The following is a 19,784-nucleotide window of genomic DNA, read 5'->3' as shown; positions in this document are numbered from 1 at the left end:
TTAAGTTGTTGAAACCCTTTCATGCGCGATTATCAACTGTGAATCAATATTTATAACTTTTCACTTTCTCGTAAATATGATTGCTTTCAAACCCCTTTTGTTGAAATCTAATTTAGATGACTTATCTGATTAAAAATCATACCTTTTTTTGCATTTTTGCAATTTAATAAAGGCATTTTATCGGTAAAATAACCATTTGTGAAATCACTTTGTTTTTAACAAATGGATAGTGCCTATCGTTTTTACGATAAATTGAACTGAAAATTGCTTTAAAGAGATGTTGAAATGTGTATTTGGACGACGATTTTATTTGTTTAACGATTAAATATGCAAGACAAATATATATTATATATTTTGCACACAACCTAGGTTAAATCTCCAAATTTTAAAAGTGTAAAAATGACCCTAAATTACTTTAAATTAACCTATAATAGCTGTCCTTCTTTATTTCGAATAATTTTTTTTCATTCCGTTTTTTCATACCGAAAGCTTTTATTCTTTATTTTTTTTCTAGTTGGGTCTAGTGTGTATAGTCAAACAGCGGTCAATCAAATTTATACAGATTGGAATGGATATTGGAGCTCTAGTACCGCTACAGCTACTGGTAATCAGCCTAATACTGAGAATAATTTATTAGCATTTAAATGGAATAGCATTGTCTATTCTACAGGTGTAAATGATGCAATACTTACAACAAAAGGGGTCAGTTTTAACACACAGGCTTTTAGGGCTTTAAAAATACAATCTTTAGGCTATACATCAAGTACTTATTTTTTACAAGGTGCTATGATGGATGGTTCATTGACAGCTAGGACGTTAATCCCTGCAATTTCGGGCAGTATTACTACTGCAGCTGAATTAGCATATAGACTAACCGATGGACTTAATGGGTTGTCATTAGGAACGGGAATTGCCAATATAGCGAGTAGTACATCAGAGTTTAAAATTGGTACGGATAATATAAGCTTAACAGGTATAGGGGATGGAGTGCCGGATATAGTCGTGAGTCAGGTAGCTCAGCCGAGTTCGGCAACAGATACATTTAAATTTATAGATGCAACAGGTGCTACAGTAGGGACCGCTATAAATGTTGCGTTTAATGGTATTCAAGTAGTTGGAACTTATAGATTGGATTTGTTTAATGCTAATAATGGTTTGGCAGCTTCTAGTTTTTCAGCCAATGATACTCGAGATATTCGGTTGCTTGCTATGGATTTAAGTACTTTTGGTATTACTTCGGCTAACGCAGCTTCTGTTGATCGTTTTGTCGTTAATTTTTCAGGTAGTTCTGATTGTGCCTTTATTGCTGTTAATAAAGCTTCTCTTAAAACTGCAGAATTGAGTTTGGTAAAAAAAGCATCTATGTCTGGATGCGGTGTATTGGGAGATAAAATTAATTATTCTTTTGAAGTAACGAATACTGGTGAGACTGCTATTACAGATATTGTTCTTAGTGATCCTTTGCCAGGTTTAGTATTGACTACTAATGTTATACCTAGTTTAGCAGCTGGAGAAACAAAAATACTTACTGCTGTATATACCATTACTGCAACTGATGTGACAGCGGGTAAAGTAGTTAATTCTGCAAGTGTTTCAGGAATAGATCCTTCGTTGAATACTGTTTCTGATGTTTCAGGACAAACCACTGCCGATGATATTAGTACAGTTGTTTATTTGTCTACTGTCCCATCGGTACCTACAATAGGAACAATTACGCAGCCCAATTGTATTACGACTACAGGAAGTGTTGCTTTGAGTAGTTTACCGTCGTCTGGATCATGGACAGTAACAGCAAGTCCAACAACTGCTGGTTTAACTGGTTTAACTGGAACAGGAGTTACAACTACTGTTTCTGGATTAACTGCAGGAACAACCTATACATTTATTGTTTCAAATGGAAGTTGTTCATCCGGATCTTCAAGTAGCGCAGCTGTAAACACTCTTCAAACGGTTAGTTACAATGGTTCAAGTTGGAGTGGAACACCAGATTTAAATAAAGTAGGAGTCATTACAGGAACGGGCACAATTAGTAGCGATGTTGATTTGTGTTCATGTACAGTGAATGCGGGTGTAACAGCTACGGTTGCTTCAGGCAAAACTGTTCAACTACGCAATCAACTAACCGTGAATGGTACAATGATTTTTGAAGACCAATCTAGTCTTGTTCAAATTAATGATGCAGCAATTAATTCAGGTAATATAACTTATAAACGTGAGACAACTGCAATTGATAAATTTGATTATACGTATTGGTCTACCCCAGTTAAAAATCAACGCTTAATAGATGTTTCTCCTACCACTTCTGGAGATAAATTCTTGTCATTTGATTCAAGTGTGAATAATTGGAAATATGAAACGAATACAAATATAATGACTCCTGGTAAAGGATATATTATAAGAGGACCAGAAGCCTATAGTGCGCCTAATCCACCTTCTACTTATGAAGCTTCATTTATAGGAGAGCCTAATAATGGTGTGGTTTCTGTTACGATAGCTGGTACGCGAGTTTCTAACTTAATGGGGAATCCGTATCCATCAGCGGTAAGTGCAGATGCATTTTTAACAGCAAATAATAGTGTTTTAAGTGGGACTTTGTATTTCTGGACGCACAATACTGATATTGGTACTGGTGTTTCTAATCCCGGTACGGGAGCATATGCTTACTCATCAGATGATTATGCTTCTTATAACTTAACTGGAGGTACAGGAACTAGCGCAGTAAGTGGAGGATCAACTCCGTTGGCAAACACTTCAATACCTACTGGTGAAATTGCAGCAGGACAATCTTTTTTTGGAACTAGTATTGTTCCAGGTACAGCAATTTTTAATAATAGTATGCGATTAGACTCAGGTGTAGTAATTGATAATGCTCAATTTTTTAAACAAGTATCTAGTTCAAAAGAAACTAGTGTGGTTGAAAAAAACAGGTTATGGTTGGACCTGATGAATGATCAAGGTGCTTTTAAACAAACATTAATTGGTTATATTACAGGAGCGACTAATGATTATGAAAGTGCTTATGATGGGTCTAGTTTTAATGCGAATGCGTATGTTAATTTTTATAGCTTGCAGGGTACTTCTGCCATGGCGATACAAGGAAGAGCATTGCCATTCGATCAAAGCGATATTGTTCCATTAGGGTATAAAAGTACTATTGCAGGCGATTTTAAAATTGCAATTGATCAAGTAGACGGTTTTTTTACTAGTCAAGTGGTTTATTTAGAAGATAAGTTATTAAGTGTTATTCATAATTTAAATGATTCACCTTACACTTTTACAACTGAAATAGGGGTTTTTGATGATCGCTTCGTTATTAGCTATGCTAATAAAACACTGGCGACAGATGATTTTGTAACTATAAGCAATACCGTTTTTATAGCTTCCAAAGACAAAGCGATTACTATTACAGCTTCAGTTGATTTGATAGATAAAGTTTACGTTTATGATTTTTCAGGAAGGCAACTTTATAGTAAAGCGGCAATTGATTCTAATATACTAGTTATGAATAATCTTACTAATGCTAACGTAGCCTTAATAATAAAGGTAGTTTTAAATAATGGTGAGCTAATTACTCGAAAAATTGCTTACTAATACAATAGAGAAAATAAGTTTATATTAGATTATATAGTCTTTAATTAGTCGCAGATAAAAAGAACCATCTTGAAAATTTTTAAGATGGTTCTTTTTGTAAAGTTGAATAAGTTTTTTAAGGAATTTCTCTCTGTGATATTTTCCTAAATTAGGTGTGCAGTTTTGTGAAAAGTTTCTTGTTATTCTTCGCAAGTGATTTCTTGTTAGGGGAGTACGTTCATTCGTAATTCAGATTGTATCCCAATATTTAATTCGGTGTTTCTCTTAATATATTACAAGCATAATGCTCTACGTTAAGGAGGGTGTCTTGAATGAGATGCGTAATAATTTGATCTATTTGATCTGCTTGTATTTTCACCGTAACCAATTTTGACTTGACTTCTTCATGGCAACGCTCTTGGCAGGTAGAGCAATGGTTGTTTTTTTTTGACGTGAAATTGACTTATCTCGTAATATTTAAGTAAGGTTTAAACTTATTTAAAACTAAAAATATAAGGATTTCGTAAGTCTAATTATAGTGTTGTTATTTAAATATTTAGATAGTTCAAGCATTTTATTTTGACCAAAATACAGCTTGAAACATGCGTCTTGCCGTTTTTTAATGCTTTTAATCGATTTTTTTCATTTTGCTATTTAGAAACCTCGATATTGTAAAAATTTTCTAGATATTAATAAGAATAGCCTACTATTTAATATTTGGAGTCACCCCAAATACCATACTATGAAGAGAATTTTACTTTTATTTTTATTATTGCCTTTTTTAAGTTTTGCACAATTATCTGGTTCTTATATAATCAATACTGCTAACTCTGATACTAATTTTAAGACATTGGCGGCGGCAGTTACTCGTATTAATGCGGTAGGCGTTTCAGGTCCAGTAGTTTTTTTGCTTGATGAGAACCAAACGATAACTTCGCGAATTGAAATTAAAAAATTTACAGGATCAAGTACTACTAATACGCTGATAATAAAGCCTAACGTAGGTAAGGATATCAGTATTAATGCTAACATGTTAAATAATAGTACAGGGATCGCAGCTGTCTTTATGTTGAATGGAGCTAGTAATATTGTAATTGATGGTAGTAACTCTATAGCAAGCACTAAAAATTTAACCTTAATAAACAATGATAACCTTAGTTACACTAATAGATCTATAATTTGGGTCGCTAGTAATGGAACAACTGGTTCCTCAAATATTACTGTAAAAAATAATATTTTAAAATTTACATATCGCAATTCGAATTTAACGTTATGTACTGGTGTGTATTCTGGGAATAATGGAGTTGGAGGAGATAGCTCTATTGATGTTCAGGCTTCTACTGCTTTAAATACGAATGTTTCAGTTGTGAATAACTCTGCGATAAATGTAAAGGATGCGATTTATATTAATGGCAGTGATAATGCATCAATTTCCCCATCTAATTGGAAAATACAAGCAAATATTATTGGTAGTACCGTAGAGTCTGAAAAACCTGTTCGAGGCATCTATTTATCTAATGCCTTAAGTTATGAAATATCAGGGAATACAATTTCAGGTATAAAAAACAATTTGAATAATGGTAATGATACCGCTGCTATTGTTCTTTTAGGGACAAGTTCAGGAGTTATATCTAATAACGACATTACTAATATAGCTAATTCGTTGCATAACAATTCTACTTTTACGGCCGGAATATTAATAAAGTCAACGGGATCTACAAATATTTATAATAATTTAATAAGTAATGTTTATGTTTCTACAGCTGATTCAAATAATTATAACTATTATAACAAAGCACATGGTATTTTTATCACATTAGGTAGCTCAACGAATATTTATTATAATACTATAGTAATGAATGGTGCGCCAAGTGGTACAGCTTATTCTTCTTGTTTATATACTACTGGTGGTTCTAATATCAATGTAAAAAATAATATTTTTGTCAATTCTCAATCTAATAGTCAATATGCGATCTTTAAAAATGGAGGTACTATAGCTTCGATTAGTAATAATGATTATTACATTACCAATGCTACCAATACTTTTTCAAATAGAAATAATTCAACTGAATATATTGGAACAACTGGATTTACTTCATGGAATTCAGCAGTTTCAGATTCTAACTCCAAAAGTATTTCCCCAAAATTTATCTCTACGACAGATTTTCATTTGCAAAATATTAGTTCAAATAATAATTTGCAAGGAATTGCAATTTCTGGTATTACAACTGATATTGATGGACAAAATCGTGTAAAACCTTATATGGGTGCTGATGAAATTTGTGCTGGACCTTCTATAACAACACAGCCAACTACTCCTGCTGCTTCATGCTCAGGTAATGGTACTCAAATAATGACAGTTGTGGCTACTGGTGCAACAAGTTATCAATGGCGAAAAGAGGGTATGAGTTTATCTAATAGTGGAGTAGTATCTGGAGCGACAACCGCTACATTAACGTTAACAAATCCCACTGCTTTAAATGAGGGGAGTTATGATGTATTGATTAGTAGCTCTTGTCTGTCTACAGTGGTTTCAAATGCAGTAAATGTGACAATAATTCCAGATCCAATAATTAATGCAAATATAATTGATGCTAGTTGTTCAAATACTAGTAGCGGATCAATTACTTTAACTAATCCAGATAGTGCAATAGAATTTAAAAATGCTGATAGCGATTATATTGATCTCGGAAGTAGTTTTTCTTTGTCTAATAGGTCAGCATTTACTTTAGAAGGGTGGGTAAAATTTAATAAATCAGACATAGGAAATAGATATAGTTTATTCGGTCAAAATGATGTGATAGAGTTTGGATTTACAAATAATAATAATATATTACTTTGGACCGCTGGGGGTGGTAGTGTTACAACTCCATTAACTTCTGATTTTGGGGATAATACTTGGCATCATATAGCAGCTGTGGGTGATGGAAGCAAAATTAAGATTTATATAGATGGGATGTGGGTTGTAACTGGTGGTTCAACGACTTCAAATTACGGTTCATCATCAGCATATACTCCTAAGATTGGTGGAGGAGTAATCGATGCTGCAGGTGGTGGGTTTACTGGGCAAATTAAAAAAGTTGGAATTTATTCAACAGCTCTGTCAAGTGATACAATAGCGGCATTAGCAAGTTCTACTATACAATATACAGGATCTGAAGCAGGCTTATTAGCGGGCTATAATTTTTCTGAAGGAACAGGTACGATGCTAACGAAGCTTCCTCTAGGAATTAATGGAACTTTTCAAAAGTCACCAGAATGGAATTACAATTATTCATGGACAAAAACAGGAACAGCTTCTTATACAGCTTCAACTAGAAATATTAATTTATTATCAGCGGGTTCATATAACTTAACTCTTACATCTGTAGGAGTAAGTTGTTCGTTTACTAAAAGTTTTACCGTGGGTGGAGGGAGTACGTTGCTAACTCCAGCCTTAGGAACTTCAACTCAGCCTAATTGTGTAACGCCATCAGGAAGTATTGTTTTAAGTGGGTTACCTTCTACAGGAACCATTAATCAAACAGGAAGTGCAGTTCAAAGTTATGTTATAACAGCTACTTCAATGACTATTTCTGGTTTAGTTCCAGGTTCATATAATTTTGCAGTTACAAGTTCTGGTTGTAGTTCAGGAACAACAACTGCAGTTGTTATAAATTCTGCTGTTACCAATACTTGGAACGGAACAATGTGGTCTAAAGGTACGCCAACAATAAATCAAAGGTTAGTTTTCACGGGAGACTATTTAAACTCTAATGATGTAGACCTTATTGGTTGCTCATGTACAGTAGAAAATGGGGTAAAAGTTACTATTAAGAAAGAGCGTTACATGAAAATTAAAAACGGAGTTGTGGTTACAGGAACAGGAACGCTTACTTTTGAAGACCAATCTAGTCTTGTTCAAATTAATGATGCGGCAATTAATTCAGGTAATATAACTTATAAACGTGAGACAACTGCAATTGATAAATTTGATTATACGTATTGGTCTACCCCAGTTAAAAATCAACGCTTAATAGATGTTTCTCCTACCACTTCTGGAGATAAATTCTTGTCATTTGATTCAAGTGTGAATAATTGGAAATATGAAACGAATACAAATATAATGACTCCTGGTAAAGGATATATTATAAGAGGACCAGAAGCCCATAATGCACCTAATCCACCTTCTACTTATGAAGCTTCATTTATAGGAGAGCCTAATAATGGTGTGGTTTCTGTTGCGATAGCAGGTACGCGAGTTTCTAACTTAATGGGGAATCCGTATCCATCAGCGGTAAGTGCAGATGCATTTTTAATGACAAATAATAGTGTTTTAAGTGGGACTTTGTATTTCTGGACGCACAATACTGATATTGGTACTGGTGTTTCTAATCCCGGTACGGGAGCATATGCTTACTCATCAGATGATTATGCTTCTTATAACTTAACTGGAGGTACGGGAACTAGCGCAGTAAGTGGAGGATCAACTCCGTTGGCAAACACTTCAATACCTACTGGTGAAATTGCAGCAGGACAATCTTTTTTTGGAACTAGTATTGTTCCAGGTACAGCAACTTTTAATAATAGTATGCGATTAGACTCAGGTGTAGTAATTGATAATACTCAATTTTTTAAACAAGTATCTAGTTCAAAAGAAACTAGTGTGGTTGAGAAAAACAGGTTATGGTTGGACCTGATGAATGATCAAGGTGCTTTTAAACAAACATTAATTGGTTATATTACAGGAGCGACTAATGATTATGAAAGTGCTTATGATGGGTCTAGTTTTAATGCGAATGCTTATGTTAATTTTTATAGCTTGCAGGGTACTTCTGCCATGGCGATACAAGGAAGAGCATTGCCATTCGATCAAAGCGATATTGTTCCACTAGGGTATAAAAGTACTATTGCAGGCGATTTTAAAATTGCAATTGATCAAGTTGACGGTTTTTTTACTAGTCAAGTGGTTTATTTAGAAGATAAGTTATTAAGTGTTATTCATAATTTAAATGATTCACCTTACGCTTTTACAACAGAAATAGGGGTTTTTGATGATCGCTTCGTTATTAGCTATGCTAATAAAACACTGGCGACAGATGATTTTGAAACTATAAACAATACCGTTTTTATAGCTTCTAAAGACAAAGCGATTACTATTACTGCTTCAGATGATTTGATAGATAAAGTTTACGTTTATGATTTTTCAGGAAGACAACTTTATAGTAGAACAAAGGTGGCTAGTGAACGATTACTTATTCCTAATATAATTGCTGGAGATCAAGCTTTAATTGTAAAAGTGATTCTTCAAAACGGAAAAGTTATTACTAAGAAAATTAATTATTAATAAATAGTTCATAGCATTTTATATTCCTATTCATTAAATTGAGAATTAAAGTGCTTGTATTCTTAAGAGTGTAATAAACGAAAAACGCCCTATTTTGAAATTCAAAACAGGGCGTTTTTTTAATAAATAAAATTTTATTTTCCTTTACCTGAAGCTTCAAGATTACGGTCAATTGTATGACCTGGTCTAGACCATTTTGGTTTTTCACCAAGTGTGTTGTATTGTGAATCTTGTGCTTCAACAGTTGCTGGTTGCGAAACTTTAGTAAATGGTTTTTGAGGATTTAGACCTAACATTTCAAACATTTTCATGTCTTCGTTAACATCTGGGTTTGGAGTTGTAAGTAGTTTGTCACCGGCAAAAATAGAATTTGCACCAGCAAAAAAGCACATTGCTTGGCCTTCTCTGCTCATATTCATTCTACCTGCTGATAAACGAACTTGAGTTTCTGGCATGATGATACGTGTGGTAGCAACCATGCGAATCATTTCCCAAATTTCAACTGGTTTTTCTTCTTCCATTGGAGTTCCTTCAACAGCTACAAGCGCATTGATGGGTACCGATTCTGGTTGTGGGTTTAATGTAGAAAGAGCAACAAGCATTCCTGCTCTGTCTTCAATGCTTTCTCCCATTCCTATAATTCCACCGCTACAAACTGTTACATTTGTCTTACGAACGTTTTCAATAGTCTTTAAACGGTCTTCAAAGCCACGAGTCGAAATAACTTCTTTATAATATTCTTCAGAGGTGTCTAAGTTGTGATTGTAAGCATATAAACCAGCTTCGGCTAGACGTTGTGCTTGGTTTTCAGTAATCATACCTAAAGTACAACACACTTCCATGTCTAGTTTATTAATGGTACGCACCATTTCTAACACTTGGTCAAATTCTGGTCCGTCTTTAACGTTTCTCCATGCAGCTCCCATGCACACTCTTGAAGAACCACTTTCTTTAGCTCTTAAAGCTTGCGCTTTTACCTGATTTACTGACATTAGATCATTTCCTTCTACTGAAGTATGGTATCTAGCTGCTTGTGGGCAGTAACCACAATCCTCTGGACAACCACCTGTTTTTATAGATAGTAATGTTGAAACTTGAACCACATTAGGGTCGTGGTGTTCTCTATGAGTAGATGCTGCTTCAAAAAGCAGGTCCATCATAGGTTTATTATATATTGCAATAATCTCTTCTTTTGTCCAATTATGTTTTGTAATGCTCATTGATACGTTTTTTAAAGCCCCAAAAGTAATCAAATAGTTCTAAAGAATCAATGCAATGCCTTTAAAACCTAATTTTGAATGAAGTTAATACGTTATGTATTGGTTCAGAGATTTATTATTGACTCAGAATTTTTATTTAAAATCGATAAGCTTTGTTTTGCTAGTCAGATGGATAGCGTTTTTTCCAAAATAACATTAAAGTAAATGTTACAATTACTGCAGATACGATGCCTTCAAAAAGCAAAGAAATACCATAAGTTATAACAGTAGGGTCTCCGCCAAATAAAAACGAAGCTGAAAGCGATTCAATATACTTGTCGCCTCCTTGAATATAGCAGTAAGTGACTAATCCTACAATACTAATAAATACACCTATAAGACCGGTTATCAGGGCCGAGGTTGCATTTGCGGGTAAACTATTTTTTCCTTCTTTGTAATTGCTTTTCAAAACACTATTTACACCGTAATAAATAAAAAGGATGTTTAGTGCTCGTAGATAAAATAAATCTGCAAGGTTTAACGCTTTCATAATTAGGAAATAGATGCTAATTCCCACCCAAATAATAATCCCATAATATAGTTCTTTAGTTAGTTTCATGCGTTTAGTTTTAAATTATTAAAAGTTAACTATTTGAAAATAAGTGCTTCACTATCAAAGCTACGGAAATTATTGAAATATATTGAGGTCAATGATCTAACATTAACGTTTGTTGAAGTATGCTATGGCAGTTGCTTTGTCTATTTCTAATTGTTTTATCAATAGTTCTAAAGAATCGAACTTTTGCTCTGGACGTAAATATTCTAAAAGAGAAACAGATAAATTTTGATCGTATAAATCTCCTTCAAAATTTAAGAAATGAATTTCTAGCGACAAGCTTTCTCCTTTAACGGTAGGGTTGAAGCCAATGTTCATTATCCCCGAAACAAGCTTTTCATTAATAATGGCTTCAACGATGTACGCCCCTTTTTTTGGGATTAACTTGTAGTCTTCTTTAATATTGATATTTGCAGTAGGAAAACCTATTGTTCGCCCGAGTTGCTTTCCTTTAAAAACGGTACCAGTTAAAAAGTAGTCGTACCCTAAATATTTGTTAGCAAGACTCATATCTCCATCAGAAAGTGCTGCTCTAATTTTAGTCGAACTAACCGAGATTGCATTTATTTCTTGAACAGATATTTGTTCTACTTCAAAGCCGTATTTTTTTCCAAAATCAATTAAATCATCAATATTTGCGGTTCTGTTTCTGCCAAAGCGGTGATCATGACCAATGATGATTTTATGAATATTTAATTTTTTAACTAAAACTGTTTCCACAAAATCCTCAGCTGAAAGGCGAGAAAAAGTTTCATCAAACGGATGAATAACTAAATTTTCAATTCCGATTTTTTCTAATAATTCAATTTTTTCAGAAATAGTGTTGAGTAATTTAATATCAGCCTGTTCTTGCAGCACCATTCTAGGATGTGGGAAAAAAGTTAGTACAAGACTCTCGTATTTTCCTTCCTGAGTATTTTGGGTGACTTTTTCAAGAATTTTTTTATGACCTATATGAACGCCGTCAAAGGTACCTAATGTGAGAATAGTTTTTTTAGAACTGCTGAAATCGTTTATAGAATGAAAAATCTTCAATGGAACTGTTTTATAGTTATGCAAATTTATACTATCTATTTTAATTGAGAGAATATCCAGAATTGATTTTGATGTTTTTTTGATGTTTTCGTAGTAAAAATGACTGCTGTTGTAACTATGGATTCTGTTTGTATTAATTGATTTATAAAATAGCACCTTTATTTACACTTAAATGTTTTATTTTTGGAGCTATATATCTTTAAATATGAAAAAAAATATCCTGTTATTGCTAATTATTGGTTGGTGTTTCTCTTTGAACGCGCAAAACCAATCTCCTTGGAGTGTTGTTAATCAATCTAAGGTTGTAACAACTAGTAAAAATAGCACAACAAATTCCTCATCTGATAAAATGCTATTGCAATTAAATCAGCAACTTTTAAATGAATCGCTTGAAGGTATTAAAGATAATAAAGGAAGTTCTGTTGTGTTGACGATGCCAAATAGTGAAGGTGTGATCGAAAAATTCATGGTTTGGGAATCTTCTAATTTTGCACCTGAATTACAAGCCAAATATCCTGATATCCGTGGGTATGCAGGAGTTGGAATTACAGATCCTACAGCATCTTTACATTTTAGTGTTTCTTCTAAGGGGATTCAAACAATGGTTTTAAGAGGAGATAGCGGTTCAGAGTTTATTGAAGCGTATCCAGATAATAAAAAATTATACACATTGATCACCTCTAGAAATAGAGAAAAAGGAAGTCTACCTATGGTTTGTAAGACGACTGATGTTGCGGTAAATAAAAAATTATTAGCAAGTACTGCTCGTGTTGCGGCAAATAATAAAGTTTTTAAAACCATGCGATTGGCATTGTCTTGTACAGCCGAATATACTACGTATTTTGGAGGTACGGTTGCAGGTTCTTTAGCGGCTATGAATGCGACTATGAGTAGGGTAAATGGGATTTTTAATAGAGATTTAGCGTTGCAATTAAATATCATTGCCGACAACGAAAAATTAATATACACTAATGCTGCAACTGATCCTTATTCAGATGCTGCTGCTGGAGCAGACGGTAATTGGAGCCTTGAGTTGCAAGAAAATTTAACATCAGTGATTGGTAATAGTGGCTATGATATTGGGCATCTTTTTGGAGCATCTGGTGGTGGTGGAAATGCAGGTTGTATTGGTTGTGTTTGTGATGCCCCTACAGCTGGTGATCCTTTTGGTAAAGGAAGTGCTTTTACTTCTCCTTCTGACAGTAAGCCTGAGGGAGATGATTTTGATGTTGATTTTGTTAGTCATGAAATGGGGCATCAGTTGGGTGCAAATCATACTTTTTCTTATGATATAGAAGGAACAGGAGTGAGTGTCGAACCTGGAAGTGGTTCTACAATTATGGCTTACGCTGGAATTACTACTGATTACGATATTCAGCCTAAATCAGATGATTATTTTACGCATGCAAGTATTTTGCAAATTCAACAAAATCTTGCTAGAAAATCTTGTCCTGTGAATGTTGCGATTGCTACAAATGCACCAGTAGTAAGTGCAGGGGCTGATTATGTGATTCCTAATGGTACTGCTTTTATTTTAAAGGGAACTGGTTCAACGACAAACGGAAGCAATTTAACCTATACTTGGGAACAGGATGATAGTGCTGTAACTGCTAGTAATGAGAATAGTTTTGCTATATCTACTAAAAAAGACGGTCCCTTGTTTCGGTCTTTTTTACCAGTAAGCTCAAGTAACCGATACATGCCTTCTTATGCTAATGTGCTTTCTAATAAGTTAACTAGTAAGTGGGAGTCTGTGGCTACTGTAGCTAGAACATTGCACTTTGTATTAACAGCAAGAGATAATGGTACAGTAGGAACTGCTCAAACTAATTATGATGAAATGACGGTAAATGTGAGTGCAACCGCAGGGCCGTTTGAAATTACCTCTCAAAATACAGCCGATGTAAGTTGGCTTCAGGGTCAAGCCAAAAAAATAACTTGGGCAGTTAATAATACTAGTACGTTAGCGGGATCTGCAAATGTGAATATTAAATTATCTACAGATGGCGGTTTGACGTTCCCAACAGTTTTAGCTTCAAATACTCCTAATGATGGTAGTGAAGATATTATTGCTCCAAGTGTTGTTGCTAAAGATTGTAGGATTTTAATTGAGCCTACTGATAATATTTATTATGCGGTCAATGAAACTTCTTTCTCGATAGGTTATACGGTAACTACTGGTTGTGCGAGTTATACATTTGCTACACCATTTGCTATTCCTGAATCAGCTTCTTATAAAACGGTTAAGGTTACTGTTCCGGCTACTACAGCTACGATTTCGGATGTTAATTTTAATGTAGGTTTCAATCACGCTTATTTATCTGATGTAGATATGGAAGTTGTAAGTCCGAGTGGTACTACTGTGAAATTATTTAATAGAAGTTGTAGTGATAAAGAGGGTAGCTTATTGTTGACTTATGATGATGCTGGAGGGGATCTTGTTTGCGGTACGATAACATTACAAACCATCACTGCTGATGGATCATTAGCTGCGTTTAATGGTGAGAATGCAGGTGGAGATTGGACTTTTAGAATTCGTGATGCCTATGATGGAGATACAGGAACATTGACTTCAGCTTCTATTGCTATTTGTACCAAAGATTTTGTGCTTGATACTACAGATTTTTCTAAAAATGATGTTGTTATTTATCAGGATCCTATTAAAGGAAATATCACAGTTGAATTTGTTTCTTCTGGAGCAAGTCAAATTAAGGTTTTTGTACATAATATTGCAGGAAGAAAAATATTTGAAAAAGAATATAGTAAGCAAAATACTTTTAGAGAAGATATAGAACTTGGTAGTGTAGCTACAGGTCTTTATATAATGACCGTAATTGATGGCGGTAAAAAAACGGTTAGAAAGTTACTGATTAAATAGTTCGCACTATTTTATAATCGATATATGAAAAAGGGAAAACTGTAAAGTTTTCCCTTTTTTATGTTGTGCTAATACTATTTATAAAACAGTTCAATTGTTAGTTCAATTGTCAGTTCGAGCGCAGTCGAGAACCGCTATTGCATCGCGACTGCGCTCCAATTTATAAAAGTAGGTTAGGCTTATTGTATTTTGGTGTTATTTACCGTTGTAAGTCGTCATGGTGTTTTCTAGACCTGCTGTACCAAAAGATTTAATGATTTCTGAAGCTGTTTCTAAACGTTCGGGTAGTTTTTCTTTTTCTATTTCATCCCAGTCTCCTAGTACATAGTCTACTTGTTGCCCTTTTTTAAACTCATCACTGATTCCAAATCTAAATCTAGTGTATTCATTTGAGTTTAGTACTAGGTTGATGTTTTTAAGTCCGTTGTGTCCTCCGTCGCTGCCTTTTGGTTTGATGCGGATGGTTCCAAAAGAAAGATTTAAATCATCAGTGATAACAAAGATGTTTTCTTGAGGAATGTTTTCTTTATCCATCCAGTATTTTACCGCTTTACCACTAAGGTTCATGTAGGTATTGGGCTTCAATAGCAAGAATGTTCTTCCTTTGAATTTGTATTCGGCAAGTGCGCCTAGTTTTACGGTTTCAAAAGAAAGACTCTCTTTTTTTGCAAGGTGGTCTAGTACTTTAAATCCTATGTTGTGTCTGGTGTTTACATATTCAGCACCTATATTTCCAAGTCCTACTATTAGAAATTTCTTCATATAATCTGTATTTTCTACTGTTGTGGTTGATGAAAACAGTTTGTTGATCCATTTTATCATGCTGCAAAAGTAAACTTAATTAGATAAATAGTCAATTAGATAATTGGTAAAATTTTGAAGTGGTTTGGTTTTATGATTGGTGATGAGTCACGAATGAAACGGATTTATACTGGTTTCTGAAATGATTTTGTGATGGGTGATTCAAACTTTAATTGTGAATAGTGTTTGTTTGAGTGTTTTCTTAAATGGAATGAACGGTGTAAAATAGCCCCGATAGGAGTGAAAATCCTTTTTGTGCGCCTTTTTTGGCGTGCTAAAAGATTGAAGCGAATAGCGGGACAACCGTTGTGGAGAAGTGAATGGTTGTGCTCCTGATAAAATAGAGAAGGAAAATAGATTGTAAGCGTATGAATTGAAATCCAAAAAAAAAGCACCAGTAATAAAACTGATGCTTTTGATATGTTGTAGAGAAAAATATTATTTTTTCTTTCCTTTTACTGGTCCTGCTTTTGCAGCTTTTGCAGCTTCTTGAGCCGCTTTCATAGCAGCACGAGAAATCTTCACTTGACAGATAACAGTGTTGTCTGGGTGCATGATTTTAAAGTCTGGAGTAGGAACTTGAGTAACGTATAATTTGTTACCCATGTTAAGTGGAGTAATGTCAGCCTCAACAAAATCAGGAAGATTTTTAGGTAACGCTTTTACTTTTAATTTACGGTTGTTTAAACGTAAATCTCCACCTGCCATAACTCCTTTAGAGTTACCAATAACTTTTACAGGAACTTCAATAGTGATTTCTTTATCTTCAAAGATTTGAAAGAAGTCAAGGTGAAGGATTTTGTCAGAAACTGGGTGAACTTGGATGTCTTGCATGATTGCAGTAAAAGACTTTCCGTTTGCCAATTCAATCACAACTGTGTGAGCGTTTGGAGTGTAAACCAAGCTTTTGAATGCTTTTTCTTCTGCTGAAAAATGTACTGGTTGATCTCCTCCGTATAACACGCAAGGAACCGCTCCAGCATTACGTAAGGCTTTAGTCGCAACTTTTCCTACGCTTTCTCTTTCTGATCCTTTAATTGTAATCGATTTCATTGTAATATATATAATTGTTAATAATACTTGTTTTTGTTACATGATAAACTTTCCACTAATGGAATTGTTATGATGTACCATGTGCATAACTTCAGCAAAAAGTGGGGCACAACTCAACACTCTTATTTTTTTAGATTCTCTCTTTAACGGAATAGAATCAGTTACGATTAATTCTAATAATTTAGAATTCTCTATTTTTTCGTAAGCATCACCTGATAAAATGGCGTGGGTACAAATTGCTCTAACGCTTAATGCTCCTTTGTCCATCATTAAATCAGCGGCTTTCGCCAAAGTGCCTCCGGTATCAATCATGTCATCTACTAAGATCACATTTTTACCTTTTACATCACCTATTAACTCCATGGTGTCAATGATGTTCGCTTCTTTTCTTTGTTTGTAGCAAATAACCACATCTGATTCTAAGAATTTAGAATAAGCATAAGCTCTTTTTGAACCTCCCATATCTGGAGAGGCAATAGTCAAGTTGTCTAATGCTAAGTTTTTTACGTAAGGTAAAAAGATAGTAGAAGCAAACAGGTGGTCTACTGGTTTTTCAAAAAATCCTTGAATTTGATCTGCGTGCAAATCCATGGTCATTACTCTTGTTGCTCCGGCTGTTTCTAACAGTTTTGCTGTTAGTTTAGCTCCTATCGGAACTCTAGGTTTGTCTTTTCTATCTTGTCTTGCCCAACCAAAGTAAGGTATTACCGCAGTAATATGTCTTGCAGAGGCACGTTTTGCAGCATCAATCATTAGTAATAATTCCATCAGATTATCTGAATTTGGAAAAGTAGAACAAACAATAAATACACGTAACCCTCTAATAGACTCTTCGTAAGAAGGTTGAAACTCTCCGTCACTGTAATGTGACATGGTAACTTTTCCTAATGGAATTCCGTATTGAGCGGAAATTTTTTCGGCTAGATAGACACTTTGTGAACAAGCAAAAATTTTAGCTTCTGGCTCTAGGTGTGACATTTAATTTGTTGTTTTTTATTCCGTTGCGCTATATAGAATTGGGCTATATCATTTGATGGTAGCTTAATGTCTGTATTTGCCTCGGGTGTAGTTAGTTAGTGTGTCTCGCTTTAACGAGCTGCAAATTTAGAAAAATTATTCCACTCTTGAAGTAAAAAATTAAGTATTTTTATTAGAATTTATAATTTTATTTTTTACATTTGCACCGTGTTAAAGGAACAACTGTTTGGCTACCACCAAATAGTTCTTTATTGCGTTGAAATGACTGTCGTCATTTCATGTCTGCTAAAGCCCGGATGGCGGAATTGGTAGACGCGCTGGTCTCAAACACCTGTGGGAAACCGTGCCGGTTCGACTCCGGCTCCGGGTACTTAAAAACCTCTTAATCGTGTGATTAAGAGGTTTTTTATTTTTAAGGGGTTAGTTAAGCTATACTAGATCTTTTTAAGATTGATAAATTTGTCTTATTTTCAATTGAATATTTTTACCTCTAAAGGATAAAAAAAACTCTCTTAAAGTTGTAACTTTAAGAGAGTTTTTTTAAAATTTCTAAGAATGGTTGGCTAAAAAACTTAATTCAAAGTTTATTATAGAGAGTTTTTTTCAATTAATTCAGAGAATTTATGTGCATTGTTTTTTTTGATTTCACTTGTCACATCTTTTAAATCATTTGAATTTATTAATTTATAATTACAATCAGATGATTTTTGACCACTTAAAATCTCATACAATTCTTTATAGCTAGCTTTTTGACCTTCGTATTTATCTATAACCAAATAATGCTTGTTTTTATTTGGAGGAAAGTTATTTGATTCTCCAAATAAATCAATTCTTGGATTCAAACTTTCAAATTCAGAAATATCTTTTCTTATCTGGTCTATAGGTTTGTCAGAGTTTAAGTCAATTGATTTAACAGTGTATATAATGCCATTATAGCCAATGCCGTCAAGATTGTAGTCAAAGAATAAATTTGGGATAGTAGCTTTTTTTACCTTGTAGTTTATATTTATAATATCTTTTAAAGGTTCTTGAAATGTGTCTTTAATTATTCTTGAAAAAGTATTGTCTACTATTTTTTTATCAGCGGGTTTAATTACCAAATCAATATATTTGTGAAAGAATCCATTAAACTTAACTTCGTCAAAATCAATATTTATTATTGATGGATTATCAAATTGGAGGAAGCCGTTGTTATAAATTGAAAGCCTCTTTAAGTATTCAAAATTTACTTTATTATCGTCTGAAAATAAAGAAACTTCTTTCTCTAGTTCATTTTTAATAAAATTATTTATTTTGTCAATTGTATATTCTAAAAGTTTGAAATTTAAAGGATTAATTTTGCTGACTAGCTGAATTTTATCGTTAGAAAATTTATAATAAACTTTATTATTTGAAATCATTATTAATCCAATAGCTAGGTTCTCCTTGCTTAAAGGATTGTTAACAAATCGGATTATACTGTAAAAAGATTTCATTTTGAATAATTTAAATAACTAGCTGAAACAATATTGTTTCTAGGTTTGTCTGATAAAATTTCTTTAATTTTATTTTTCCCTGGTCTACTTAACCCAAATTCAGAGGGGATATTCTCAAAAACTGATTCAATTAAATCTATTGATTTTTCAATATTACTATTGATCTCTTTAGCTAAATTACTGTAACTATTTGAGTTTGCAAATTTACAAATACTTTTTGTAATTTGAGAATTTAAAATTGATTTATTACCTACCGTATCCATAATGCTTAATTTTAAATTTTTATAATTATTTTGATTGGCAAAAGATTGGGTATTGTCTATAGGTATAAATCTGTATTTCACATTTGAACTATCAATTAGTATGTTAGGGTTGTCTTTACGCCTATCCATATTTGCGATCCATTTATCAAACACCCCTATTTTAATTAGATCTAAGGGATTTTGATATTTTTTATAATCGTGTTTATCTTTCAGAGTAAGGTTATATAAGTCAATTTCTGTTGTATTTGGTAAAAATTTAGAGCCATAGAAAAAATGATTTTCAAACTTGAAATCTGTATATTTTTTATCGATTGCACTATTTTCAAGTAAATATTGCTCAATTAATATATCGTCAAAGAGTACTAAAGCTTGTCCTGGAACAGGAATGTTCCAACATTGAAAAAAATAATTACATAATATTTCGTTGATTAAATCCTCAATAGGAGGATGTTTTTTAAACATTGTTTTTATGATGTAAATTTCATTGTCATCACATAATACTTGCAATGGAATACTATTAGTACGTTTACAATCTAAAATTTGTACTGCTCTTACTATTTGGATTTTATCTATCAAGTTTTATGATTTTT

11 protein-coding genes and 1 tRNA gene are annotated in these 19,784 nt (G+C 33.5%); 4 read left to right on the top strand and 8 right to left on the bottom strand.

Annotated elements, in window-relative coordinates:
* Positions 1–399 precede the first annotated feature (399 nt).
* Positions 400–3,591: a DUF7507 domain-containing protein gene (locus ACVEGE_RS06145; RefSeq protein WP_225738029.1), complete on the top strand. Its 3,192-nt coding sequence runs from the start codon at positions 400–402 to the stop codon at positions 3,589–3,591.
* A 721-nt stretch (positions 3,592–4,312) separates the two neighbouring features.
* Entirely contained in the window at positions 4,313–8,896 is a 4,584-nt protein-coding gene (locus ACVEGE_RS06140) for a LamG-like jellyroll fold domain-containing protein (protein ID WP_192499755.1), read from the top strand.
* Between the two features lie 134 nt (positions 8,897–9,030).
* Here ACVEGE_RS06140 and bioB read toward each other — a convergent pair whose 3' ends face one another.
* The 3 genes from bioB to ACVEGE_RS06125 form a co-directional block, all read right to left on the bottom strand.
* The gene (bioB, locus tag ACVEGE_RS06135; RefSeq protein WP_173853821.1) at positions 9,031–10,116 is read right to left on the bottom strand and encodes a biotin synthase BioB; all 1,086 of its coding nucleotides are present in this window, start codon (positions 10,114–10,116) and stop codon (positions 9,031–9,033) included.
* A gap of 160 nt (positions 10,117–10,276) precedes the next feature.
* On the bottom strand, positions 10,277–10,714 hold the full coding sequence (locus tag ACVEGE_RS06130; RefSeq protein ID WP_192499754.1) for a hypothetical protein: 438 nt from the start codon (positions 10,712–10,714) through the stop codon (positions 10,277–10,279).
* A 102-nt stretch (positions 10,715–10,816) separates the two neighbouring features.
* Positions 10,817–11,746, bottom strand: coding sequence for a bifunctional riboflavin kinase/FAD synthetase (locus ACVEGE_RS06125; RefSeq protein ID WP_173857324.1), 930 nt, complete (start codon positions 11,744–11,746; stop codon positions 10,817–10,819).
* A 205-nt stretch (positions 11,747–11,951) separates the two neighbouring features.
* On the opposite strand from ACVEGE_RS06125, the gene ACVEGE_RS06120 reads away from it, so the two are divergent.
* Positions 11,952–14,624: a reprolysin-like metallopeptidase gene (locus ACVEGE_RS06120; RefSeq protein ID WP_192499753.1), complete on the top strand. Its 2,673-nt coding sequence runs from the start codon at positions 11,952–11,954 to the stop codon at positions 14,622–14,624.
* A gap of 195 nt (positions 14,625–14,819) precedes the next feature.
* Here the strand turns inward: ACVEGE_RS06120 and pth are convergent, their stop codons facing one another.
* The 3 genes from pth to ACVEGE_RS06105 form a co-directional block, all read right to left on the bottom strand.
* Positions 14,820–15,446, bottom strand: coding sequence for an aminoacyl-tRNA hydrolase (gene pth, locus ACVEGE_RS06115; protein WP_173857322.1), 627 nt, complete (start codon positions 15,444–15,446; stop codon positions 14,820–14,822).
* A gap of 417 nt (positions 15,447–15,863) precedes the next feature.
* The gene (locus ACVEGE_RS06110) at positions 15,864–16,478 is read right to left on the bottom strand and encodes a 50S ribosomal protein L25/general stress protein Ctc (protein WP_173853816.1); all 615 of its coding nucleotides are present in this window, start codon (positions 16,476–16,478) and stop codon (positions 15,864–15,866) included.
* Between the two features lie 36 nt (positions 16,479–16,514).
* Positions 16,515–17,456 carry a ribose-phosphate pyrophosphokinase gene (locus ACVEGE_RS06105; protein WP_192499752.1) on the bottom strand — a complete coding sequence of 314 codons (942 nt, stop codon included), beginning with the start codon at positions 17,454–17,456 and terminating at the stop codon, positions 16,515–16,517.
* A 290-nt stretch (positions 17,457–17,746) separates the two neighbouring features.
* Here ACVEGE_RS06105 and ACVEGE_RS06100 point away from each other — a divergent pair.
* Positions 17,747–17,826 (top strand) — tRNA-Leu (locus ACVEGE_RS06100).
* Positions 17,827–18,043: 217 nt separating this feature from the next.
* Here the strand turns inward: ACVEGE_RS06100 and ACVEGE_RS06095 are convergent.
* Positions 18,044–18,931 carry a hypothetical protein gene (locus ACVEGE_RS06095; RefSeq protein WP_173853814.1) on the bottom strand — a complete coding sequence of 296 codons (888 nt, stop codon included), beginning with the start codon at positions 18,929–18,931 and terminating at the stop codon, positions 18,044–18,046.
* The gene (locus tag ACVEGE_RS06090; protein ID WP_173853813.1) at positions 18,928–19,770 is read right to left on the bottom strand and encodes a HipA family kinase; all 843 of its coding nucleotides are present in this window, start codon (positions 19,768–19,770) and stop codon (positions 18,928–18,930) included. The genes ACVEGE_RS06095 and ACVEGE_RS06090 overlap by 4 nt, the downstream gene beginning before the upstream one ends.
* Positions 19,771–19,784: the final 14 nt, after the last annotated feature.

The organism is Flavobacterium sp. PL002 (genome assembly GCF_054165825.1).
The sequence above is the reverse complement of the archived record's forward strand: the minus strand, read 5'-3'. Positions and strand labels throughout refer to the sequence as shown.

Bases quoted from the DNA above. Each gene is read 5' to 3' on its own strand.
- ACVEGE_RS06140 (WP_192499755.1), top strand. From the start codon at position 4,313: ATGAAGAGAATTTTACTTTTATTTTTATTATTGCCTTTTTTAAGTTTT.
- bioB (WP_173853821.1), bottom strand. From the start codon at position 10,116: ATGAGCATTACAAAACATAATTGGACAAAAGAAGAGATTATTGCAATA.
- ACVEGE_RS06105 (WP_192499752.1), bottom strand. From the start codon at position 17,456: ATGTCACACCTAGAGCCAGAAGCTAAAATTTTTGCTTGTTCACAAAGT.
- pth (WP_173857322.1), bottom strand. From the start codon at position 15,446: ATGATAAAATGGATCAACAAACTGTTTTCATCAACCACAACAGTAGAA.
- ACVEGE_RS06110 (WP_173853816.1), bottom strand. From the start codon at position 16,478: ATGAAATCGATTACAATTAAAGGATCAGAAAGAGAAAGCGTAGGAAAA.
- ACVEGE_RS06120 (WP_192499753.1), top strand. From the start codon at position 11,952: ATGAAAAAAAATATCCTGTTATTGCTAATTATTGGTTGGTGTTTCTCT.
- ACVEGE_RS06145 (WP_225738029.1), top strand. From the start codon at position 400: ATGACCCTAAATTACTTTAAATTAACCTATAATAGCTGTCCTTCTTTA.
- ACVEGE_RS06095 (WP_173853814.1), bottom strand. From the start codon at position 18,931: ATGAAATCTTTTTACAGTATAATCCGATTTGTTAACAATCCTTTAAGC.
- ACVEGE_RS06130 (WP_192499754.1), bottom strand. From the start codon at position 10,714: ATGAAACTAACTAAAGAACTATATTATGGGATTATTATTTGGGTGGGA.